The organism is Pseudomonas sp. 9.2(2024) (assembly GCF_039695385.1).
Taxonomy (GTDB): Bacteria; Pseudomonadota; Gammaproteobacteria; order Pseudomonadales; family Pseudomonadaceae; genus Aquipseudomonas; species Aquipseudomonas paraglycinae.
In genome coordinates this window covers 3,987,039-4,008,240 of sequence record NZ_CP155585.1, presented here as the reverse complement: position 1 = coordinate 4,008,240, position 21,202 = coordinate 3,987,039, and the positions used below count along the sequence as shown (strand labels likewise).

Annotated in this window: 18 protein-coding genes; 8 read left to right on the top strand and 10 right to left on the bottom strand. The window is 61.8% G+C overall.

What is annotated here, in order from left to right:
- Positions 1-157 precede the first annotated feature (157 nt).
- The 8 genes from ABFB52_RS17890 to tssB form a co-directional block, all read right to left on the bottom strand.
- On the bottom strand, positions 158-1,204 hold the full coding sequence (locus ABFB52_RS17890) for a hypothetical protein (RefSeq protein ID WP_085746096.1): 1,047 nt from the start codon (positions 1,202-1,204) through the stop codon (positions 158-160).
- A gap of 46 nt (positions 1,205-1,250) precedes the next feature.
- Positions 1,251-3,791, bottom strand: a complete 2,541-nt coding sequence (gene tssH, locus ABFB52_RS17885) for a type VI secretion system ATPase TssH (RefSeq protein ID WP_102717619.1) — start codon at positions 3,789-3,791, stop codon at positions 1,251-1,253.
- Position 3,792: 1 nt separating this feature from the next.
- Positions 3,793-4,818 carry a type VI secretion system baseplate subunit TssG gene (gene tssG, locus ABFB52_RS17880; protein WP_129974331.1) on the bottom strand — a complete coding sequence of 342 codons (1,026 nt, stop codon included), beginning with the start codon at positions 4,816-4,818 and terminating at the stop codon, positions 3,793-3,795.
- Entirely contained in the window at positions 4,782-6,575 is a 1,794-nt protein-coding gene (gene tssF / locus ABFB52_RS17875; protein ID WP_129974330.1) for a type VI secretion system baseplate subunit TssF, read from the bottom strand. Before tssF ends, tssG begins: the two co-directional genes overlap by 37 nt.
- Entirely contained in the window at positions 6,559-7,002 is a 444-nt protein-coding gene (gene tssE / locus ABFB52_RS17870) for a type VI secretion system baseplate subunit TssE (RefSeq protein ID WP_085746100.1), read from the bottom strand. Before tssE ends, tssF begins: the two co-directional genes overlap by 17 nt.
- Before the next feature lie 15 nt (positions 7,003-7,017).
- A complete protein-coding gene (locus ABFB52_RS17865; protein ID WP_007958866.1) occupies positions 7,018-7,515 on the bottom strand; it encodes an Hcp family type VI secretion system effector in 498 nt (165 codons plus the stop codon).
- Between the two features lie 76 nt (positions 7,516-7,591).
- Positions 7,592-9,076, bottom strand: a complete 1,485-nt coding sequence (gene tssC, locus ABFB52_RS17860) for a type VI secretion system contractile sheath large subunit (protein ID WP_007958864.1) — start codon at positions 9,074-9,076, stop codon at positions 7,592-7,594.
- Positions 9,077-9,105: 29 nt separating this feature from the next.
- A complete protein-coding gene (tssB, locus tag ABFB52_RS17855; protein ID WP_129973155.1) occupies positions 9,106-9,648 on the bottom strand; it encodes a type VI secretion system contractile sheath small subunit in 543 nt (180 codons plus the stop codon).
- Positions 9,649-9,876: 228 nt separating this feature from the next.
- Here tssB and ABFB52_RS17850 point away from each other — a divergent pair, with 228 nt between their 5' ends.
- The 5 genes from ABFB52_RS17850 to tssA are packed head-to-tail and all read left to right on the top strand — an operon-like array spanning position 9,877 to position 17,387.
- On the top strand, positions 9,877-10,323 hold the full coding sequence (locus tag ABFB52_RS17850; RefSeq protein ID WP_039767163.1) for a hypothetical protein: 447 nt from the start codon (positions 9,877-9,879) through the stop codon (positions 10,321-10,323).
- Between the two features lie 46 nt (positions 10,324-10,369).
- On the top strand, positions 10,370-11,701 hold the full coding sequence (gene tssK / locus ABFB52_RS17845; protein ID WP_129973156.1) for a type VI secretion system baseplate subunit TssK: 1,332 nt from the start codon (positions 10,370-10,372) through the stop codon (positions 11,699-11,701).
- Between the two features lie 18 nt (positions 11,702-11,719).
- Positions 11,720-12,484 (top strand): DotU/TssL family secretion system protein, encoded by a 765-nt coding sequence (locus tag ABFB52_RS17840; protein ID WP_129973157.1) that lies wholly within the window; start codon positions 11,720-11,722, stop codon positions 12,482-12,484.
- The gene (locus tag ABFB52_RS17835) at positions 12,481-16,302 is read left to right on the top strand and encodes a type VI secretion protein IcmF/TssM N-terminal domain-containing protein (protein WP_129973158.1); all 3,822 of its coding nucleotides are present in this window, start codon (positions 12,481-12,483) and stop codon (positions 16,300-16,302) included. The genes ABFB52_RS17840 and ABFB52_RS17835 overlap by 4 nt, the downstream gene beginning before the upstream one ends.
- Positions 16,299-17,387: a type VI secretion system protein TssA gene (gene tssA, locus ABFB52_RS17830; RefSeq protein ID WP_129973159.1), complete on the top strand. Its 1,089-nt coding sequence runs from the start codon at positions 16,299-16,301 to the stop codon at positions 17,385-17,387. Before ABFB52_RS17835 ends, tssA begins: the two co-directional genes overlap by 4 nt.
- On the opposite strand, the gene ABFB52_RS17825 is transcribed toward tssA, so the two are convergent.
- Together ABFB52_RS17825 and ABFB52_RS17820 are read right to left on the bottom strand one after the other, a co-directional pair.
- Positions 17,384-18,352, bottom strand: a complete 969-nt coding sequence (locus ABFB52_RS17825) for a 2-hydroxyacid dehydrogenase (RefSeq protein WP_007958849.1) — start codon at positions 18,350-18,352, stop codon at positions 17,384-17,386. The two genes, tssA and ABFB52_RS17825, sit on opposite strands and share 4 nt — an antisense overlap.
- A 172-nt stretch (positions 18,353-18,524) precedes the next feature.
- A complete protein-coding gene (locus ABFB52_RS17820; protein ID WP_007958838.1) occupies positions 18,525-18,908 on the bottom strand; it encodes a tautomerase family protein in 384 nt (127 codons plus the stop codon).
- A gap of 273 nt (positions 18,909-19,181) precedes the next feature.
- Here ABFB52_RS17820 and ABFB52_RS17815 point away from each other — a divergent pair, with 273 nt between their 5' ends.
- The 3 genes from ABFB52_RS17815 (at position 19,182) to ABFB52_RS17805 (ending at position 21,131) form a co-directional block, all read left to right on the top strand.
- A complete protein-coding gene (locus ABFB52_RS17815; protein ID WP_007958836.1) occupies positions 19,182-19,376 on the top strand; it encodes a hypothetical protein in 195 nt (64 codons plus the stop codon).
- 48 nt (positions 19,377-19,424) lie between these two features.
- Positions 19,425-19,595 carry a hypothetical protein gene (locus tag ABFB52_RS17810; protein ID WP_007958834.1) on the top strand — a complete coding sequence of 57 codons (171 nt, stop codon included), beginning with the start codon at positions 19,425-19,427 and terminating at the stop codon, positions 19,593-19,595.
- A gap of 255 nt (positions 19,596-19,850) precedes the next feature.
- Positions 19,851-21,131, top strand: coding sequence for an HAAAP family serine/threonine permease (locus ABFB52_RS17805; RefSeq protein ID WP_129973160.1), 1,281 nt, complete (start codon positions 19,851-19,853; stop codon positions 21,129-21,131).
- Positions 21,132-21,202 lie beyond the last annotated feature (71 nt).

The following is a 21,202-nucleotide window of genomic DNA, read 5'->3' as shown; positions in this document are numbered from 1 at the left end:
GTTAAAGGCCTGCAATCTTGAAAATTTACCAATAGGCTTGCTGCTCTCCTGAAGGGGACGGATTTATTTGTTTCGCATAAATAAATCTGTCCCCTTAAATCCCCTAAATCCCCTGAACGTAGACGTTGGCGACTCTGTTGTGATGGGCTGACCAGCCTCAAGTGAATTCCATGAGTTCTTCTTCTGCGCTTGTCGTGACCTTGCCGGCGCCTTCATACACCGTTTTGAAAACAGTGAAGTCAGTCGAGGAAAAAACGTGGGGGGAGAACTTTGGCGCCGCCCAATTGGTAGGTGATTGTCGTTGTGGTCGCAAATTACCGAATTCAGCTTCGTTTGGAAAAGAAGGATCAATCTGATTCGCCGACAGCGTTTTAACCTTGCTGAACCAGGCGCTGCACTTTGCGCATGCGGCTTTTTTACCGCCCAGATTTCCCTTGATAACGGGTTTGAAGCCACTGCCGATAATCAAAGCTCGCATCAGCGAAATTTCCGCATGGTAGCCATCATTCTCTACATATTGCAGGGCATGCGGTGTTGGAGGAGTGTTGGTTATTTTTGTTATCGGGCTCAGCACCACCGTACGTGGCAATGGTTTCTGCTCTTTGAATGCCTTGACCAAATTCAATAGGTTATTGAGTTGTTTGGTGTTGAGGCGGGGGTTGTAGGTCAATTCAAGAATTTTTTCGGCGACCTTTGCCTTTTCCTCCGCGGTCTTGCTGGGCATGTTGGTAACGTAAAGTTTGGTGTCAGGAATGATCGGCGCGCGATCGAGAAACTTCCATCTGACCAGTTTGGAGTTTTCGTCTGTCGCCCAATTGCCATTTTTATTACCAACCTGATTGCTCTTCAGCCAGCTTTCCTGCAACTCGTATTCCGGGATGTTCTGATTGATCACTCGGTCCGTTTCCGAGAACAACACATGGAGAATTCTGGCCGCTTCCATGAGTGCATTACTACCACCGGGGTGTATGGCGGTTAGAAGCACCTCACAGGCGGCAATCAATGACTCGCCATTTTTGTTCGCTGCAACATAAATGGTACTTTCACCAGGGTGAGTGTAGGCCTGTACCTCTTCCGGGCTCTTGGTGGTGACATGCTGCCCGATGACACCCAGCACAACACTGAGGATGCAGAGATGGTTGGGATTGTGCGGTGACAAAACGTTGATAACAGGTCTCTGTTGAGGCGCGCTGGGTAACGGCATTCCATTAACTCCTGTATTTTTTTAGCTTTCAATGACAGTACGTCATTTACTCCAACACCCACTCCGCCAATTTCCCTGTCACCTGCGTCATCAGCACGTTCTCGACATCCCGCGCGCCTGCCGCACTGCATTTGGCGAGCACCGCTTTCACAATTCCCGAATCGAACTCGAACTGCTTGCCCGTCGCAGCCTTGTAACGGCCGCGCAATTTCTCCAGCTTCGCCAACACAATCCCTTCCAGCGTCTGCTCATCCAGCGGCCGATACGCGACCACCGTCATGCGTGCCAGAAACGCCGGGCGGAAGGCTTGCAGGAGGACTTTGTGCAGTGCTTCGTTGAAGGCTTCCGAGCCGAGTTGTGCAGTCGGTGTATCGAGCAGCAACTCGGCGCCGACATTGCTGGTGGCGAGCATCACGGTGTTCTTGAAGTCCACCACCAACCCCGTCCCGTCTTCCATCAAGCCCTTGTCGAACACGTTGTAAAACGCTTCCAGCACATCCGGATGCGCCTTTTCGATTTCATCCAGCAACACCACCGAATACGGTTTGCGCCGCACGGCTTCGGTCAGCACGCCGCCGCTGCCGTAACCGACATAGCCGGGTGGTGCGCCCTTGAGCTGGCTGACGGTGTGGGCTTCCTGATATTCCGAGAGATTGATGCTGATCAGGTTGCGTTCGCCGCCGTACAAGGCATCGGCCAGCGCATACGCGGTTTCGGTTTTGCCAACGCCCGTGGGGCCGACCAGCAGAAACACGCCAACCGGTTTTTGCGGATCGGTGAGACCCGCACGATAGGCCTGCAATCGTTGGGCGATGGTGTTGAGCGCAGTGCTCTGGCCCATCACTCGCAGGCCCATGCGTGTGCCGAGGGTGCGCACGGCGTGGGCTTCGTCGGCGAGCATTTTGCCGACGGGGATGCCGGTCCAGCCGGCGATCACGGCGGCGACGGTTTTGCCGTCGACCTGTTCGGGCACCAGCGGATCGTCCTGGCGAATCGCATCGAGCCCGGCTTCCAGGCGCAGCAGTTCGGCGGCGAGGTGATCGATGCGGCTGTCGGTGGCTTCATCCGGTTTGTCGCTGTCGGCGCGTTCACTGAGGTCAAGTAATTCGCGGCGAGTGTCGAGCAGTTCACGCACCGCCACGCGCTCTTCACTCCAGCGGGTTTCAAGTTCGCGGATGGCCTGGACGTTGGTCTTCGATTCGCTTTCCAGCAGGGTGATGCGCTCGCGGTGATCAAGCCCCGTGGCCTGTTCCCGGCGCAGGCGTTCAACTTCTTCTTTGAGGCTTTGCTGACGGTGGCGCAGGCTCTCCAGCGGTGGCGGCACGTCGTGCTGGCCGAGGGCGACCCGGGCGCAGGCGGTGTCGAGGACGCTGATGGCCTTGTCCGGCAACTGGCGGCCGGAGATGTAGCGGTGCGAGAGTTTCACCGCTTCGTGGATCGCGGCATCCAGCACTTGCACGCCGTGATGCTGTTCGAGTTTGGCGGCGACGCCACGTAGCATTTCCACGGCGGTGGTTTCGTCCGGCTCTTCCACCTGCACCAGTTGGAAGCGGCGGGCGAGGGCCGGATCTTTCTCGAAATATTTTTTGTATTCCATCCAGGTCGTCGCGGCCAGCGTGCGCAACTCTCCTCGGGCCAGCGCGGGTTTGAGCAAGTTGGCCGCGTCGCTGCCACCCTCGGCACCGCCAGCGCCGATCAGCGTGTGGGCCTCGTCGATGAACAGGATGATCGGCTTGTCGGCGCTGCGAACCGCGTCAATCACACCTTTGAGCCGCTGTTCGAATTCGCCTTTGACCCCGGCCCCGGCCTGGAGCAAACCAAGGTCGAGCACCCGCAAACTGACTTCCTGCAACGACGGCGGCACATCCCCGGCGGCGATGCGCAGTGCCAGGCCTTCGACCACGGCAGTTTTGCCGACTCCGGGTGCGCCGACCAGAATCGGGTTGTTCTGCCGGCGTCTCAGAAGAATGTCGACGCACTGGCGGATTTCGCCATCGCGACCGACGATCGGGTCGATGCGCCCGGCATGGGCGTCGGCGGTCAGATCCTGGGTGTATTGATCGAGCACCGAGTCTTGCCGTGGCGTTGGACTCCCCGAAGACACAGAGCGCGGGCCTACGTGCTCACGGGAGTTTGCCGTCCATTCCAGCAGGTTTGCGCGCAGCGCTTCTTTCGGAATTCGCAGCAATGACGACGCGCTGTTGAGCAGCAGGCTGCGGCGTTCGTCGCGATCGATCAGCGCCAGCAACAGCAAGCCGGAACGAATGCTGTCGATGCCCAATACACTGGCCTGCACCACCGCGTCTTCCAGCAATCCCAGCGTGTGCGAAGACAGCGCAGGCGTGCGGGTGCTGCCAGACTTGAACAGGTCCAGCGCCTTGTTGATCTCCGCCGTCAGCGCATCACGCTCCAGCCCGAAGCGCGGCAGCAGGAAAGCAAAATCGCCGCCCTCGATATCGAGTAGTTCCAACAACAGATGCTCGATCTCGACAAAGTGATGCCCGCGCTGCAAACACCGTTGCGCGGCACGTTCGAGGGCGCGGCGGTTGTCCGGGTTGAGGCGTCCGATCAGGCTGGCCAGTTCCATTTCAGGTAATCTCCAGCTGACGCAGGCGGGTTTCGATCCGTTGCACGGCGAGGCTGGTCTGGCGTTGCAGGCCACCGTTCCAGCTCAGCAGGGCCGGGGTTTGTCGGCCGAGTTGCAGCGGCCCCGCACCGCGCACCAGCAGCACCAGTTTCACGTCCAGATCCGGGCCGAAATACAGCGCAGCAAGGCTGGCCAGTGCCGGATGCGCTTCGCCTTCCGGCAGGAATCGCGCGGCCTGCGTCGATGGCAGCGGCCCCAGCGTCAGACGAATTCCGGCATGTTCATCCCAGACCCGAGTACCGGCGACAGCACTGCGGCCGAGCTGCAGATTGCGTCCGCCGGCCTTCATGACGCTGCGGCTGGCACGTGGAATCTCACGCCACGCCCCCTCGTAAGCGCTCAGTTCCACCGCCACGGAAAACTGCTCACGGACAATCGCCGCAAACCCCGCCAATGACCGGCGGCCATCGGCGTACAACGCGGTGCAGGCCAGAACGGCGCAGTCGGGAATCGCCTGGCGTTCCTGCAAGGATTTTGGCAGCAAACCGGTCAGCGCCCGCAATTGCGCCTGCACGGGCGAAGCGCCGGGCGTGGTGAAACCGAGGGCGATCCGGTGTTTGCGCATCACCTTGTACAGCATGCTCAGCAGCCGATGCTGGAACAGGTCGAGGAACTCGGCGGGCGCGTGATCCTTGGCCCGCGCGCGTTGTTGCAGCCATTCCTGATAGGCGTAAGGCAGCGGGCCGTCGGGGCCGCCGAGGCCGAACATCGGCGAGTTCAGGGTCAGCGGTTCACCGGGGTTTTCTTCCAGGCTTTCGATCTGGCTGGCGGCGAACAACGGCGTCAGCGGCCCGCGCAATTTCAGCGCTTCGGCCTGTGGCGATGTACCCGAACCAAGGGCGTCGGCCTGGGGCTGTTCGCGCTCCAGCAACAGCAACGCCTGCAACCATTCGAACGCCTGTGGATCACGGCGCAGGCGCTGGCTCAGGGTCAGAGCGACAGGGGCATGCCGGCTTGGGGTTGCCATGCCTTGACCTCCTTGTCTGCCTGCATGAGCACCGTGCGCACAAAGCGATTGGCCGTGGCGTACACCGAAAAGAATTGCGCGAGCACCGCTGAAAACAACACCGCGCTGCTGCCGACGAAATGCTGTGGATCAAGCTGCAATTGCACTTCAAGCCCGTTGCGCCAGCCGCGCCAGGCGTCGGCGCCGACATGGCCGATTACTCGTTCGCAACCGAGACTCAGCAGACCTTCAATCTGGCGCAGGGCGCTGGCTTCATCGCGCAGGTTGTGCAGGGTCAGGATTTCCTTCAGCGCATCCAGTGCCTGCGGCCCTTCGACCAGCGACAGATGATTGAGGGTCAGTTGCGAGACCAGCCGCCAGCGCGAATCACCGTCCAGACGCGGCAGGCTCTGCGGGCTCGGGGGATTGCGCAGGCGTGCCCACGCCACCGGGCCCGGCCGTTCGAAACCCAGCGGTGTACCGGCGGGCAGGCTCTGGGCCAGATGCCGATTGGTGCAGAGCAGTTCGGCGGTCAGGCTGTAATCGGGCAGATCGGTCTGCGGTTCGAAACGGGTGTCGACGACGCTGACCAACAGATCGCTGCCGAGCCGGTTCGGCGTCTGCCCGTTGACCCGCCGCGCATGCCAGTAACGTTGCCGGTCACCGCTGCTGTGCTGGCTGCCGAAATACGCCGGCAGCCGCTGCACACCGCTGGCGGAGCTGGCGCGCACGCTGCGGATGCTGTGGATCTCGACGCTGTTTTCCCGGTGGCTGTCGGCGATCAGTCGATACTCACTGCGGGTGCCGTCCGGGCGCAGCGGCTCCGAAGTGCGCGGGAACAGGTTGATCAGCGGCGCGCAGCCCAGCGCTATATCGCTGGCCTGCAAGTGCAATCGGCCGGCCGGGGCCCGGTCAAAAACGATGTACAGATACAGCGTCTGGCTGTCACTCGAAACGCCAGACAGTGGCAGATCAAAGAAGTGGAATTTGTCCGGGAACGCGAAGTACTCGGCCAGCAGGCGCATACCTGGATGCACGCCGTCTTCGTCCGGCAGCAGCACTTCGTCGTCGGCGAAACCGATGATCTTCGGCAGGCCTTTCACGCGGGCGGGAATGCTCCCCGGCGAGCCGGCCAGCACCTGCACCGCGTGGGCGCCGAGCAGGTCATAGAGGCTGGCGTTGACGACCGGTGACGCGGCCAGGTGAATGCGCAATTGTTCGATGCCAAGTTCCGACCACTGGCTGTCGCCGAGGCAATGCAGGCTCAGACGCAACGCCGAACGGGACTGCGCAACGCCAGTTAGCGCCTGCGCCTCATCGCTGCCCAGCAACAAGGCTTCGCTGATTTCTATCGGCCACAACCGCACGGCAGCACTGGTGCGAAAGTGAATGCTTTCGCCCTTGCTGGTGGTGACGAACAGCGGCGTGTCCCGGGGCAGGGGATAGCCGCCGTCGAGGTTGCCTTTGCTCGGGTCCGGTTCGAACTGGACGATCGCGCACGACGGCAACGGGCGCATGGCCAGGGGATAAAGCTGTTCGAGCAGCGCGTCGCTGAATTCGGCGTAGTCGTCATCCAGCCGCCGTTGCAGGCGAGCGGCGAGCAGGGCGAAACCTTCCAGCAATCGTTCGACGTGCGGATCGGGGCATTCGCCGGGGGACAGTTCCAGCCGTCGTGCGACTTTCGGATAGCGTTCGGCAAACTGTCCGCCGGCATGTCGCAGCCAGGTGAGTTCGCGCTGGTAGTAGTCGAGCAATTGCGGGTCAATCGAGTCGCTCATGGCGCACCTCCAGCCCTTCGTTGCCGGGCTCGATGACAAATGCCACCGGCCAGTGCTGCGAGCCGCTGCGCAATTCACCGGTCAGGCGAATGCTCAAACGCTGCGGGTGCTCGGGCAGGGGATTGACCTGAACCTCGCCGAGCAGCAGGCGTGGTTCGAAATGGGTGATGGCTTCGCGAATGTCCCGCGCCAGACGACGCCGGTCATCGCTGCGTTGTTGTTGCAGGGCGCTCCAGTCGGCGATGCCGTAATCGATGACGCTGGGCGGGGAGGTGAGGGGGCGCGGGCCACGGCGGGTGTTGAACAGGCGCCCGAGCTCGGCGTGCACCGAGTCGAGCAAATCCTGCCGATCGAACTCCCGCGCCTCGTCGCCCTCGCTCGAGGCGAGGCGTTCGAACAGCGGTGGAAGGAAGCCGGTGCCTGCCATGGCCGCGCCGCCGGGTTAGCTGACGAGCTTGTTGGCGGCCATGTCCCAGGTCGAGGCCGCTGTGCCTTCCTTGGTGCCGTCGTCTTTCTGCGCGGTGAGTTCCCATTTGATCTTGGTGAAGTTCAGGGACAGGGTTTCCACCGGTTTGCCGCCGGTACCGCCACTGACGCTGACGTTGGAAATCACCACGTTGGTCAGGGTGTAGATGATGAACGGCAGCAGTTGCCCGCTGCCTTCGGCGGCGTTACGGCCGATGGTGATCTTGGCTTCCGGGATCGGCTTGCCGGCGCAGCAGTATTCGTTGAGGGACGGTGTGGAGGTGTCGACGAATTTGGTCAGGGTGAACTCGCCGACGTGAGGCTTGCCGGAGGTGCGCTCCGAGTTGCTGACGTCGTTGGTGACTTGCATCGCCACGTTGTGGCTGTAGGACATGACTTCGATCTTGTCAGCGTAACCCTCGAGCAGGCTGTCGCCTTTGATGTCGCCGCCGAGGTCGAGAATGATTGCATCCATCGCTTGAAACTCCTGAAAGGTGTCGTGCCAGGCAAACAGGGGCGCGCCCGCAGGAAATCCTGCGGGCGCAGGCAGGTCAGGCGGCTACCGGTGGCGGCAGGGTCGCGACCAGGCGGATCGACGCGGTCAGCTCTTCGAGCTGGAAGTGCGGCCGCAGGAATACCGTCGCGCGATAGGCACCAGGCTTGCCGGCGACTTCGGTGACGTCCACCCGCGCTTCACGCAACGGGTACTGCGCCTTGATTTCCTGCGGTGCGTTGTCGTTGATCAGCACGTAGTCGGCGATCCAGTTGTTGAGGTAGGTCTGCACGTTGTCGCGGGTCATGAAGCTGCCGACCTTGTCGCGCATGATCACCTTCAGGTAATGGGCGAAACGCGAGGCCGCAAGCACGTACGGCAACATCGCCGAGATCCGTGCGTTGGCGTTGGCCTCGTTGGTGTTGTAGACCTTGGATTTGTTGGTGGTCTGGCCGCCGAAGAACACCGCGACGTCGCTGTTCTTCTTGTGGCACAGGGCGATGAAGCCGAGGTCGTTGAGTTCCTTCTCGCGGCGGTCGGTGATCGCCACTTCGGTCGGGCATTTCAGCGACAGATCACCGGAGCTGGTGCGGAAGGTGTGCGCCGGCAGACCTTCAACCGCGCCGCCGCCTTCAGCGCCACGGATCGCCGCACACCAGCCGTATTTGGCAAAGGCTTCGGTGATACGTTGCGACAGCGCCCACGCGGCGTTGCCCCACAGGTATTTGCTGTGGTCGGTGCCGTTGGTGTCCTCGACGTAATTGATGCCTTCCACTGGCGAAGTGTCCGGGCCGTAAGGCAGGCGCAGCAGGAAGTGCGGCAGCACCAGGGAGACGTAACGCGAGTCTTCGCTTTCGCGGAACGAGCGCCACTTGATCAGCTCCTGGCTCTCGAACACTTTCGACAGGTCACGCGGCACCGCCAGTTCGGTGAAGCTGTTCATGTCGAACAGGCGCGGGCTGGCGGCGGCAATGAACGGCGCGTGGGCAGCGGCGGCGACGTTCGACAGTTTCTCCAGCAGGCCGATGTCCTGCGGGTGCCGGCCGAAGGTGTAGTCACCTACCAGCAGGCTGAACGGATGGCCACCGAAGGTGCCGTATTCCTCTTCGTAGATCTTTTTGAATAGCGCGCTCTGGTCGAACTCGACGGCTTTTTCCAGATCGTTCTGCAGCTCTTTCTGGGTCACGTTGAGCAGGCGCAGTTTCAGCCGGGTGCTGGTTTCGGTGTTCTGCACCAGCATGTGCAGGCCACGCCAGGACGCTTCGAGTTTTTGCAGGTCCGGGTGGTGCAGCACTTCGTTGAGCTGGGCGCTGATCAGCTCGTCGATCTGGCTGATGCGGTCGTTGATCATCGCCACGGTGTCCTTGTCGATGGCCATGCCTTCGTCCAGCACCTGGGTGGCGAATTCCGCGAGCATGTCGCGGGCGTAATCCTGCTGACTGTCGTCATGGGCCATGCGGCCCTCGGCGATGATTCGATCGAGCAGGGATAAAGTCTCGGCGGCAGCATTTTCGCTGGCTTGATTCTGGGCGGCGGCGGGCATGGCGAATTCTTCCTCGGTCAGGTGGACGATCAGGCTTGCGGTTCGGCCGGAGCTTCGGCATCAGCGGCCGGGACAGCGGTGTCCGGGCGGGCCGACTTGATCTCTTTCAAGCCTTCGGTGTTGGCGATGACGTCGCGCAGCAGCTTGTCCAGATCGTCATTGCCGTCGAGTTTGGTCAGCAGGTCGCGCAGGCGCTGGCGGGCTTCGAACAGGCGCCGCAGCGGCGTGACTTGCTCCACCACCTTGACCGGGTCGAAGTCGTCGATGTGCTTGAAGTTGAGTTCGATGTTGAGCTTGCTGTCGTCGCCGCTGAGGGTGTTGTTGACTTGCAGCGTGGCGCGGGGCGCGATGGAGGCGAGGACGTCGTTGAAGTTGTCGCGGTCGATTTCGGTGAAACGGCGTTCGGTCAGTTTTGCCAAGGGTTCGAGCGGCTTGCCCGAGAGGTCGGCCAGGATGCCGACTACCAGCGGCAATTCCTTTTTCTCGATGGCGTTGCCGATTTCGACGTCATAGGTGATTTGCACTCGGGGCGGGCGAACCCGGTCGAGCTTGTGCTGGGTACTTTCTGCCATGTCGGCGGACTCCGATGCGATGAGCGGGCGCAATGCATCGGGGAGGCCCGTTCATCGCTTTCCCTTGCTGGACCACAGGTTAGAAAGGGTGGCAGATGACCTGTCGTTCCTTTGACAAACCTTCCTCATTCGGCTGTAGGAACCGAACTACCCAAGACGCTAGAACAGGTCTATAAAAATGCAAGCGAAAAACTTTTTTGGACTGACTGGCGAAAAGGAAAATTCATTTTGTCTGCACGACTTTTTCTAACGATCGGGTTTGCGCTGCTCGCCGGCTGTTCGTTTTTCGGGCCGAAAGTCGATCTCGACAGCCTGACCCTCGACGTCGCCCCCAAGGCCAATGACGACACCCCGATCGCCGTGGATTTCATCGCGGTCAACGATCCGGATCTGCTCAAGCAATTGTCGGGCATCAGTGCCCGCCAGTGGTTTGCCGAGCGCGAGCAGTACCAGCGCGACTATCGTCAGCTGATGAGCGTGTGGGGACTGGAGCTGGTGCCGGGGCAATTCATCGACCGCCAGCCGTTCCCTTTGGGGGGCAAGCGGGCGGCTGGACTTTTGGTCTTCGCCAGCTATAACACTCCCGGAGCGCACCGCCTGCGGCTGGACGATCAGAGCGACGCATGGCTCAAGTTCGACAGTCGCGAGATGAGCCTGGTCAGCAAGGAAAACTGAAACACACCGTCCGCCGCCGGTTCGCGGTGCAGTCGAAGGGAGTCGTATGAGTCTGCTACCTGACGCGGTCTGCTGGCATGAAGGCATGCAATTGCTGCCACAGCATTTTCAGTTGCAGGGCCTGCGGGCCGAGGCGCTCGGCGCGCATCTGGCTCAGGCGTGCAATCCGTGGTTTTTTGGCGTCAGCCACATGGAGTTCGACCCGTCGGCGATGAGCGCCGGGGTGGTGCGGGTGCTGTCGTTGCAAGGGACGATGCCGGACGGTTTACCGGTCAATCTGCAAGTCGGCGTTGACCCGACGCTGGAGCTGGACGTCGCTGCCGCGATCGACGCCACGGACGATGCGACGGTGACGGTTTATCTGGCGATCAGTCCGCTGTGGCGCGCCGGACAGTTGCTACCACTCAAGGGGCGTCTGCAATCGGTGGTCGGCGAGGCGTTACCGGATCTTACCAGCGGTGAATTTCCTGAATCGATCACGGTGTGGCGTCCCAATCCACGGCTGTGTACGCAACTGAACAAAGCCGATTCGATCTGCCTGCCGCTGCTGAAAATCCGCAAGGAGGGCGGCGGTTTCCTGCCGTTGCCGTATACGCCGCCGACACCGGTCCTGTTGCCGGAATCGCCATTGGGTCGACGGGTGGCCGGGCTCTGCGCGCGGGCGCGGGAGAAGTGCCTGTTTCTCGGCGGGCGATTGCGCCAGGCGCTGCAGGCCGGCAATCAGGATGACGCGCTGGAAATCCGCCGGCAGATGACGGCGTTGTGGGCGCGGTTGCCGGAAGTGGAAGGGGCGCTGATCAGCCGTGTCGCTCATCCGCAAAGTGTTTATGTGCAACTGCTGGGACTCGCCGGTGCGTGGTCGGCGCTGGATCCGCTGGCGGGCGTACCGGCCTTTGCGCCATTGGATTTTCTCGAATTGCAGCGTGGTTACGAACCGTTGCTCGACTGGCTGGAAAACACCCTGGAACTGATCCGCGCCGGTTACCGCAGCATCGCGTTCGAGCGCGGCGAGCAGAGCTTTTCCATTCAGTTGCCGGACGAGCAACCGAGCCAGCGTCTGGTCATCGGCCTGCGCATGCCCAACGGTGCAAGCGAGCAGGCAGCCGGCGAGTGGTTGCGGGGCGCGATCATCGCTTCGGCGCCGTACATCGCGTTGCTCAGCCGCCAGCGCATGAGCGGTCTGACGCATCAGGCCATGAGCCGCAGCGAGCAGGTGGCTTACAGCGTCGGCGACGACACCCGGTTGTTCGTGGTGACCGCCGAAGGCAGCTGGTTCGACGCGCAACTACCGCTGATGATCGCCGCGCCGGCCACCCGGCTGACCAGCAGTCCGTGGCAAGTGGTGTTGTTTGTCGCCCAGAACAGTGAACGTGCCTGATCACACAAGGAACGTCGTATGTCGCAAGGAAGTGCCGCAAGCCTCGGGTTGCAGGACGCTCCGCTGAGCAGTGCGTTCCGCCAGACGTGGCAGCAGTGGTCGCAGGACTGGAGCCAGTTGCCCAAGGACAGCGAGGACGAAGCGGCGCTGGTCGAAACCGTGGTCGAACTCTCGACCCAGGCTTCGCAACGGCTGTGGCGTACCGCGTTTGCCCGAGTGGGCGATTCGGCGACCGCACAGGTCAAGGCGTTGGTGTATGCCTTTGTCGCGCTGGTCGATGAGACCCTGTTGTTCAGCCCGTGGCCGGGCCAGAGTGCCTGGCAGGAAAAACCTTTGGAGTCGCGACTGTATTCCAGCCGTCAGGCCGGCGAGCAAGTGCCGGCGGCGATCCAGACCTTGCTCGATGAACAGCAGCCCACCACTCGCGATCTGGCCAACGTGTATTTGCAGTGCCTGATCCTCGGTTTCCACGGACGCCTGCGCGGTGAGCAGGGTCAGGTGCAACGGGAAAAATGGCGGCGGGCCCTGTTCACGTTTGCCTGGCAGGACGAGGCCGATTACGCGGGTGTCAGTCAGCGACTGGTTCAGCCTTCGCTGGCGACACCCTTGCAGTTGCCGGTGCGCACGGCGTTGCCCGATGGCTTTCGTCTGGCGCTGGGCATTCTGGCGATGATTCTGCTGCTGACCGGGCTCGGGCAGTTTCTGTGGCGCGACATCCGTCAGGAACTGGAGCCGGTGTTGCAGGCGCCCGACACGCTGACGGCGCCGGAGCAAGACTCATGAGTACCCTGACGATCGTGGCCTGGGCGGTCGCCATCCTCCTGCTGCTGGTGATCATCGCGGTGGCGGTGTGGTGGCTGCGCACCCAGAGCGGCGCGGCGATCCGCAGTTTCTACGCCGCCGTGCGGCACATGGAACAGGAGCAGGGCGCCCACGACCGTTATCAGATGCCGTGGCTGCTGATGCTCGGCGATGAAACCCAGGGTGCGCAACTCGCCAGTCAGTGGCGTTTGCAACCCACCGACAAACCGGCGTGGTTCGGCCGTTGGTGGTCGGACTCCGAAGGCGCGGTGCTGGTGGTGCCGCAGGCGCTGTTTCTGCCGGAAGACGGCATGCACCTGCAACGCGGCGGCTGGTGGCGCCTGCTCGGGTTGATCCTGCGCCTGCGCAGCAAGCGGCCGCTGGACGGGGTGATCTGGACGGTACCGGTCAGTCGGCTGAGCAATCTGGAGCAAGCCACGCAGCTCGGTCTGGCGGCGCGTCGGCGTTTCATCGATCTGTTGCAGCGCTTTGGTCTGAGCCTGCCGGTGTACGTGGTCATCACCGGGCTGGAAGAGCTGCCGGGATTTCAGGAGCTGATCAGCGCCTTGCCGGACGAGGCCCGCGATCGCACCTTGGGCTGGTCGTCGCCCTATGCCCGCGATGCGGTGTGGCAGGGGCAATGGAGTGATCAGGCGCTGGATCGGCTGCACCGTGCGGTGGCGGAAGCGGTGATCGAAATCGGCACTTTGTCCGGGCATCTGAGTGCCGATCTGTACGCCTTGCCGGAACGTCTGGAAACCCTGCGCCGTGGTTTGCAGAACGTGCTGGAGCCAGTGTTTCAAGGCAACGCTCAGGGCGAAGCACCGTGTTTTCGTGGCGTTTACCTGACGGCCAATCAGCCGGCCGACGATGCGCTGGACGGTTTTTCTGCCGATGACAGCGGCCTGCAGCAAAGTGCGTTTGTGCGTCAGTTGTGGCGCCAGCGAATCGTCGGCGAACGCGGACTGGCCCAAGGCGTGCCGCGCCTGATGCGCTTGCGCCAGCGCTGGCAGCGAGTCACCGCCGGGGTGGCGCTGGTGGTCGGTGTGGTCTGGGCGGTGGCGATGCTCTGGGTCTGGCAGGCGTCGGTCAAGGACGCCCATGAACTGGCGCGGCTGCTGCAAGGCGCGCAGAAGAATTACGTGGCGGTCACCGACGACGAGCATCGGGTCGAGCCGACCCGGCGCAACGTGCAGAACTTCTGGCGGGTGCTGGAGCGGGCACCGCACTGGCACTACGTTTCGCTGGCCTTTCCGACGTCGTGGTTTTCCTCGCTGGACGGGCGACTCGAACAGGAAGTGTTCAGATCGACCCAGCGCCACATGCTGCAACCGCTGCACGATCTGCTGGTCGCGGAGCTGGCGAAAATCAAGGCGATCCGCGCCACCGACCGGCGCACCAGCGTCGAAAGCGAAGACCCGGCGCAGTGGCAGAATTATCAGAAGGCCACGGATCTGGTCGAGCGGGCCTTGCGTCTGGAACAACAGAACCAGTTGTTCGCCCAAGTGCAGAACAATCAGCGGACACCGCTGGAGGATTTGGCGCAGCTGAGCAACAGCGCGCTGTCACTCAACCTCAACGCCGGCACCTTGCCCCATGCCGCCTACTACAACCGGCTGCTCGCGGCCAATGATGGCGGCGACTTGCAGTCGCTGGATCTGAGCGTTGAACGGCCGTTGATCGTGAGTAATTTCACCGGGCTGATGGAGCGCTGGCTCGATCAGTATTTTCTGGCCGACAACTTCGTCAGCAAGGCCGGTTACCTGAAATTGCATCTGGAACAGCTTGAAGCCGGGAGTGGCAACAGCCTCACCGAACTGGAAGACCTGCGCGCGCTGATCGACGACCTGCAAGCGGCGATCGCCCTGACCAACTCGACCTGGAGTCGCGGCAAGGGCCAGGAGCTGGTGCCAGGTTATCGCGAGTTTCTCGACAAGGTACGCAAGAGTTCATTGCTCGGCCCGGCGGTCGAACAGCATCTCGATGCGCAGGCCGGCAAGTTGCAGCAGAGTTTTCGCGATCAATGGATCGCCCAGGTGGGGTCGCGGGGCAATCTGCTGGTGCAGCAGGGCAGCGGGCAACTGGCGTTGCAGGATCAGGTGGTCAAGCTCAACAACGCGGTGCAGGCGCTGTTCAAGCGTGACTTCGTCTCGATTGCCCTGCGCGCCAGTCAGGACAGCGTCAACAGGCAGGGTCAGACCGTGGACGGCGATGACCTCAACGAGTCGCTGAATTATTTCGCCAGCTACAAGAGCTACGTCGCCGAAGAGTTGCCGCGCATTCCGCCGGCCTATCGCGAAGCATTGCTGCAAGCCGCCGAAACCGCCGCCGCGCAAGCGATGTGGTTGAGTCTCAAGGATCACGATGACCAGACTCATCCCTACGCGGTGTTCAACGTGCAGGCCGTGCAGGCGATGAACCTGCAAAAAGCCTTTATCGAAGTCCATCGCAGTGATCTGGCGGCACGTCTGCAAGGGGCGCTGAACCGCCGGGCGATGGCGCAGATCGTTGGCGGGCTGGATGAAATCACCGCGCAGCCGCTGTTCGGTGGCCGCACGGAAATCAGTCAGTGGGACGGCTCGAAAAACCTCGGCCTGCAACTCTACGGCGCCAGCGACGTGCAGGATCTGAAACTGAGCCTCAAGCAGCAATTCAACACCATGCTCGGCATCACCGAGCGTCGCGCTCCGGCGCTGGAGTGGCTGAAGACCCAGCAGGGCAATCTGTCGGCGCTGGATTACGAGCGCGTGACCCAGTTCAGCGCGCTCAATGACGAATTGCTCAAGTACAAGGATTCCAACCCCGCCAGTTCACCGGCGCAGATCGAGCAACTGGTCAGCCGCGACTTCATTGAAATGGACACCGGTTCCTGCGTGCAGGTGTTGCAGACCGCCAATCTGACCGGCGGGCGCGGCACCCTGGCGATGCGGGCGGTGGAGTTGCAACAGTCGGCCCTGCAACGCTGCCAGTTTCTGCAACAGCAACAGGCGGCCGCCGCGTGGAACGAGCTGGCCACCTACTTCAATCAATACCTGGCCGACCGCTTTCCGTTTGCCAACGGCGTGCAGGCGCAGGATGCCGACCCGGCGCGGGTCCAGCACTTTCTGGAAATCATCGACAAGCGCTTGCCGGTGGCCCAGGCCGGACTGGTCCTGAGCCAGACCCCGGAGCGGCTGGCGGCAGAAGATTTTCTCAACCGGGTGAAGCAGGCCAGCGTCTGGCTGACGCCACTTTTCGTGCGCGACAAGAGCGGGATTCTCGGCGTCGAGCTGGACGTGCGCTGGCGCACCGACCGCGAAGAGGAGAAGGGCGCCGATCAAGTGATTGCCTGGGGCTTGCTGGCCGGCAATCAGCAGATCAGCTATCCCGCTGCCGATCAGCCGAACCTGCGCTGGATGCCTGGTCAGCCGATCCGCCTGACCTTGCGCTGGGCGCGCAACGGCAAGGAGCGTCCGGTCAATGACCCGCTGCAACCGAACCTGGTGGTGCGCGATCTGGAGGCCGGTTGGGAGTACGGCGGGCCATGGTCGCTGCTGCGCCTGATGCGCGCGCATTTCTCGGTGCAGCGCCAGCCGAGCATGGATTACACCGACTTTCCGCTGAGCCTGCGTCTGCCGGTTACCGCGCAGAACGACAGCGTCACCAGCGAATTCACCCGGATGTTCGTGCGCGTGTCGCTGATGAGCCAGGGCTCGAAACTGCCGTTGTCGATTCCACCATTGCCGACCCGCGCGCCGCGTTCACCGTTCCAGGTGACCGGCACCACCGCCGCCCTTGAAGTCCAGAAGGAGGATTTGTGAGCCTGCCATCGACCCCGTTGCCGGACCTGATCGATCAGTTGCTCGCGCCCATCAGCGACGACGCGCCCTGTGGTGCGGATCTGCGCTATGAGCGCGAGTACGACCAGTTGCGCGATCTGCGCCGCGAGGACGACGCGAGTTTGCCCACGGGTGTCTGGCAGTCGACCCTGAAACGCGCCAACTGGCCGGAAGTCGAGCGGCTGACCACCACGTTATTGCTCGAGCGCAGCAAGGACCTGATGCTCAGTGCCTGGCTGGGCGAGGCCTGGCTGCATTTGCAGGCACTCGATGGACTGCCGGGCAGTCTGGCGCTGATTGCCGGTCTGTGTGAGCGCTATCCCGAACATCTGCATCCGCAGGCCGACGACGGTGACCAGTCGTGGAGAGCGATTCCGCTGGAATGGCTAGTGCGTCGCTACAGCGAAGTGTTGCTGACCCGGGTGCCTTTATTTGGCGCCAACAACAGCGATTTTGAGGGCTACACCCTCGAAACCTGGCGGCGGATTCAGGTGCGGCAGGTGCAGGCCAACGACTCCAAAGGCGCCAAGGCGTCGGCCGAAACGGCGCGCAGCGAGCACAAGAAACTCATCGAGCAGGTGCGTGCCACGCCCATGGCGTTCTGGCTGCGCCATCAAGGCAATCTGCTGCTGAGCCTGCAACACCTGCAGCGTCTCGATGACTGGTGCGATGCGTATCTGGGAGATCAGGGGCCGGGGCTCGGGCCGTTGCAGGACACCCTTCAAGCGTTGTTGATACTGGTTCAGGAGTTCATCGCCATGCACCCACAACAACCACTGTCGGCACCGCCGCCTGCGCCGGTCGCAGTCTCACCGGTTGAAGCGTCTGTCGCGGCCACGCCCGAAGCCGCGCCAGTGCCGCGCGAACCGGCCAGTCGAGAAGAGGCTTATCGGCAATTGCTGCTGATCGCCGAGTACCTGGCCCGCACCGAACCCCACAGCCCGGTGCCGTATCTGATCCGGCGCGGGGTGGAGTGGGGCAACAAGCCGTTGAGTGAGTTGCTCGGCGAGCTGATTTCGGCAGACGCCGAATCCCGGCGTCTGTGGACCTTGCTCGGCGTGCTTTAGTGCACGCGCTGGTTGTTGAGTTTCGGCGGCAACTGGAGCGGCGTCAGCACCGGTTGTCCGGAGAAGAACGCCACCAGATTTTTGCCCACCAGCTCCACGGTGCCTTGGGTGGCTTCCGGTGACAACCCGGCGACGTGAGGGGTAAGAAGCACGTTGCTCAGGCCCTTCAGCGCATCGGGTACTTGCGGTTCGTGATCGAAAACATCCAGCGCTGCGCCGGCGATTCGCCGCTGTTCCAGCGCGCTGATCAGGTCGGCGGTGGCGATAACACTGGCGCGGGCAATGTTGACGATAAAACCGTTGGGCCCCAGGGCATCGAGCACCGGGCGGGTTACCAGATGCTGGCTGCCGATGCCGCCGGGCGTGGCGACCACCAGAAAGTCCGAGGCCCGGGCCAGTTCGGTCGGGGTCGAGCAGAACGCGTAAGGCACGTCACTGCGCACCTGACGGTTGTGGTAGCTGATCTCCATGTCGAAGCCCAGGCCTGCGCGTTTGGCAATCGCCATCCCCACTGCGCCCAGACCGAGAATCCCCAGGCGCTTACCGGCCAGCGACGGGCGCATGATTTTCGGCCACTCGCCCCGACGCACCGCGGCATCGCAGCGCGGAATGTCCCGCACCAGCGCCAGCAGCATCGCCATGGCGTGGTCGGCCACCGACGAAGCGTTGACACCGGCGCCATTGGTCACGGTCAGACCACGGTCGCTGGCGGCCTGCAGGTCGACCTGCTCGTAACCGGCGCCGATCACGCAGATGATTTTCAGCGCGGGCAAGGCCGCGATTTCTTCAGCATATAAACCCAGCGGGCCACGGGTCAGCACTGCGTCGATCCTTGCCCCATGGGTGGCGATGGCTTGCGCGCGCTCGGCAGGGGTCGGCGCGAGAATCAGGTGAAAACCCTGACGTTCGAGGATCGGCAAATAGTCATTGATGGTTTCAACCAGTACCAGAACGGTGGCGGGCATTGCTCGGCTCCTGTGATCGTCGGTATTCGGGCGCAAAAGTCGGTTCAGAGTGCTGATTCCAGAGCGGTTTGGCAATGGCTGGCACGGCCCCGCATCAGGCAGTGTAGGAGCTGATGCGGGGAGCGCGCGGGTGCTTCGTCAGAAGGTGATGTCTGCGCTGGTGGTCACAGGATCAGGTCACGTACTGGGCGATGCCGTTGCCGAATGACCAGTTCTCTTTTTTCACTTCCACCAGATTGATGAACACGTCTTCCTGACGCACGGCCAGTTGCTGGTTCAGGTTGCGCGCGATGGTCTGGAACAGCCGTTGTTTCATTTCTACGGTGCGGCCTTCGCTGATGGTCAGCTGGATGAACACGATGCCGTCGCTGCGCTGGATCCCCAGGTATTGCGGGTCATAGACGAAGTGCTGGTCGTCGTGCTCGGCCAGCACCTGGAAATTGTCGTGTTCCGGCACATTGATCTCGCTGCGCAGGGCGGCGTAGATCACTTCGCCAATGCGTTTGGCGAACGTCGGGTCCGGGTTTTTCTTGATGTCGACGCGGACGAGGGGCATGGGATGGCTCCACAGGCGAGGGGACTGGACGGGGATGTCAGTCAATTCGCCATTGGGTATAGCCGAAAAATGCCAGACGGTGAGGTTGTTTAAAAACGTTAGGAAATGGACGCACCGTCCTGCGGGATTTACGGATGTTGCCTACGAGTGCTGCCGGATTCATCCGCTATACGGCGGGGTGAGAAGCGCGGAATTATAGAGAGCAGGACGGGATGCGTTCTTCATGACGAAGCAGTAATCCGGACGGAAATTGCCATCAGCCAAGGAAGGCCAATGCTTCAGAACAACCGCGAAAACCTGGAACTCGACAGGCTGCATAACGAAACGCGAAAACTGATAGCTGAGCGGCAGAAGCTTATGGCGGAACAGAAGAAGCTGAAGTGGGAGACGTATTTTTATCCAGTTGCGGTGGTGGCCGGCGTGTTGACGGCAAGCGCGGCATTGGCAGGCGTCTTTTTCAAGTTTTGAGCGTTCGTTTTCGCAATCTTCAGACACATGACTCAAAAGGAAATCAACATGAGCACCTATGACGCCAAAGCCAGAATGGAACAACTGGAACGGGAACACGATGAGTGGGCCGAAAAAATACGTATCAAAGACAGGAAAGAAATGCGCCCGATCTGGGGGTTGATGGGTCTGGGCATCTTTTGCATGTTCCTCGGCTTCATATTGGCCCGATCGATCTGATCGGGCTTTCCCATGGCTCATTCGGCGCCGGTGCATGTCATAAAACGACATGTCGCGTATCTGGCGCCGACAGGCTTTTTCCCAAAAGCGACAAGCCTCCGATCTGCTCCGTACAACCATTCCTCAGCTAAGTCTTTGCTTCTGCTCATTTATCGCGGAGAATCGCGCCCCTGTTTCGGCCGGAGCATGTCTGTCGGTTTTTTCCGACGCGTCCTGACCGAGTGGCAAGTGACCGGAATGCGGAGATCCGACCGGATGAATGATCAGGCCAATAGCGTCGAACAACGCTTTGAGGCGGTAGCACCAGCCGAACTGTCGAGCTGGAATCGCCATGACACTACCTGGATGTTGGGACTGTTTGGGACGGCCATCGGCGCCGGTACCCTGTTTTTGCCGATCAACGCAGGTCTGGGTGGCTTCTGGCCGCTGGTGATCCTCGCGCTGCTGGCCTTCCCGATGACGTTCTACGCACACCGCGGCCTGACCCGCTTCGTGCTTTCCGGTCGCGAAGGCGCCGACATCACGGACGTGGTGGAACAGCATTTCGGCATCAAGGCCGGCGCGCTGATCACTCTGCTGTACTTCTTCGCGATCTTCCCGATCCTGCTGATCTACAGCGTCGGCCTGACCAACACGGTCGCCAGTTTCCTCGAACACCAACTGCACATCACGCCGCCACCGCGCGCGCTGCTGTCGTTCGTGCTGATCCTCGGCCTGCTGGCCGTGGTGCGCTGCGGCGAGCAAGTGATCGTCAAGGCCATGAGCCTGATGGTGTATCCGTTCATCGTCGCGCTGCTGTTCCTGGCGGTGTACCTGATTCCGCACTGGAACGGCGGCATCCTGACCACCGCTTCGCAAGTGCCGGCACCGTCGGCGCTGCTGCACACGCTGTGGCTGGCGATTCCGGTGATGGTGTTCTCGTTCAACCACTCGCCGATCATCTCGGCATTTGCGGTGGATCAGAAGCGTCGTTATGGCGTTCACGCTGACGAGCGCAGCTCGCAGATCCTGTCCCGCGCCCATCTGCTGATGGTGGTAATGGTGCTGTTCTTCGTGTTCAGCTGCGTACTGACCCTGTCGCCGGAGCAACTGGCGGAAGCCAAGGCGCAGAACCTGTCGATCCTGTCGTACCTGGCCAACCACTTCAGCAACCCGACCATCGCGTTCGCGGCGCCGCTGATTGCGTTCGTGGCGATCTCCAAGTCGTTCCTCGGTCACTACATCGGTGCCAGCGAAGGCCTGAAAGGCTTGATCGTCAAAAGCGGCAAGCGTCCGGGCGCCAAGTCGCTGGATCGCATTGTGGCGGCGTTCATGCTGGTAGTGTGCTGGATCGTGGCGACCCTGAACCCGAGCATCCTCGGCATGATCGAAACCATCGGTGGCCCGGTCATCGCGGCGATCCTGTTCCTGATGCCGATGTACGCGATCCGCAAAGTGCCGGCGATGGCCCGTTATCGTGGGCAGATGTCGAACGTGTTTGTCACCGCAGTGGGGCTGGTGGCGATTTCGGCGTTGATCTACTCGCTGACTGCTTGAGGTTCAACACAGGATCCCGTTTGATCTTGTGAAACAGAAAGGTCGACCTGCCTCGCAGGTCGGCCTTTTTT

What these genes read in the sequence shown, in the direction of transcription:
- ABFB52_RS17890 (WP_085746096.1), bottom strand. Translation starts at nt 1,204, where the DNA reads ATGCCGTTACCCAGCGCGCCTCAACAGAGACCTGTTATCAACGTTTTG.
- tssH (WP_102717619.1), bottom strand. Translation starts at nt 3,791, where the DNA reads ATGGAACTGGCCAGCCTGATCGGACGCCTCAACCCGGACAACCGCCGC.
- tssG (WP_129974331.1), bottom strand. Translation starts at nt 4,818, where the DNA reads ATGGCAACCCCAAGCCGGCATGCCCCTGTCGCTCTGACCCTGAGCCAG.
- tssF (WP_129974330.1), bottom strand. Translation starts at nt 6,575, where the DNA reads ATGAGCGACTCGATTGACCCGCAATTGCTCGACTACTACCAGCGCGAA.
- tssE (WP_085746100.1), bottom strand. Translation starts at nt 7,002, where the DNA reads ATGGCAGGCACCGGCTTCCTTCCACCGCTGTTCGAACGCCTCGCCTCG.
- ABFB52_RS17865 (WP_007958866.1), bottom strand. Translation starts at nt 7,515, where the DNA reads ATGGATGCAATCATTCTCGACCTCGGCGGCGACATCAAAGGCGACAGC.
- tssC (WP_007958864.1), bottom strand. Translation starts at nt 9,076, where the DNA reads ATGCCCGCCGCCGCCCAGAATCAAGCCAGCGAAAATGCTGCCGCCGAG.
- tssB (WP_129973155.1), bottom strand. Translation starts at nt 9,648, where the DNA reads ATGGCAGAAAGTACCCAGCACAAGCTCGACCGGGTTCGCCCGCCCCGA.
- tssK (WP_129973156.1), top strand. Translation starts at nt 10,370, where the DNA reads ATGAGTCTGCTACCTGACGCGGTCTGCTGGCATGAAGGCATGCAATTG.
- ABFB52_RS17840 (WP_129973157.1), top strand. Translation starts at nt 11,720, where the DNA reads ATGTCGCAAGGAAGTGCCGCAAGCCTCGGGTTGCAGGACGCTCCGCTG.
- ABFB52_RS17835 (WP_129973158.1), top strand. Translation starts at nt 12,481, where the DNA reads ATGAGTACCCTGACGATCGTGGCCTGGGCGGTCGCCATCCTCCTGCTG.
- ABFB52_RS17825 (WP_007958849.1), bottom strand. Translation starts at nt 18,352, where the DNA reads ATGCCCGCCACCGTTCTGGTACTGGTTGAAACCATCAATGACTATTTG.
- ABFB52_RS17820 (WP_007958838.1), bottom strand. Translation starts at nt 18,908, where the DNA reads ATGCCCCTCGTCCGCGTCGACATCAAGAAAAACCCGGACCCGACGTTC.
- ABFB52_RS17815 (WP_007958836.1), top strand. Translation starts at nt 19,182, where the DNA reads ATGCTTCAGAACAACCGCGAAAACCTGGAACTCGACAGGCTGCATAAC.
- ABFB52_RS17810 (WP_007958834.1), top strand. Translation starts at nt 19,425, where the DNA reads ATGAGCACCTATGACGCCAAAGCCAGAATGGAACAACTGGAACGGGAA.
- ABFB52_RS17805 (WP_129973160.1), top strand. Translation starts at nt 19,851, where the DNA reads ATGAATGATCAGGCCAATAGCGTCGAACAACGCTTTGAGGCGGTAGCA.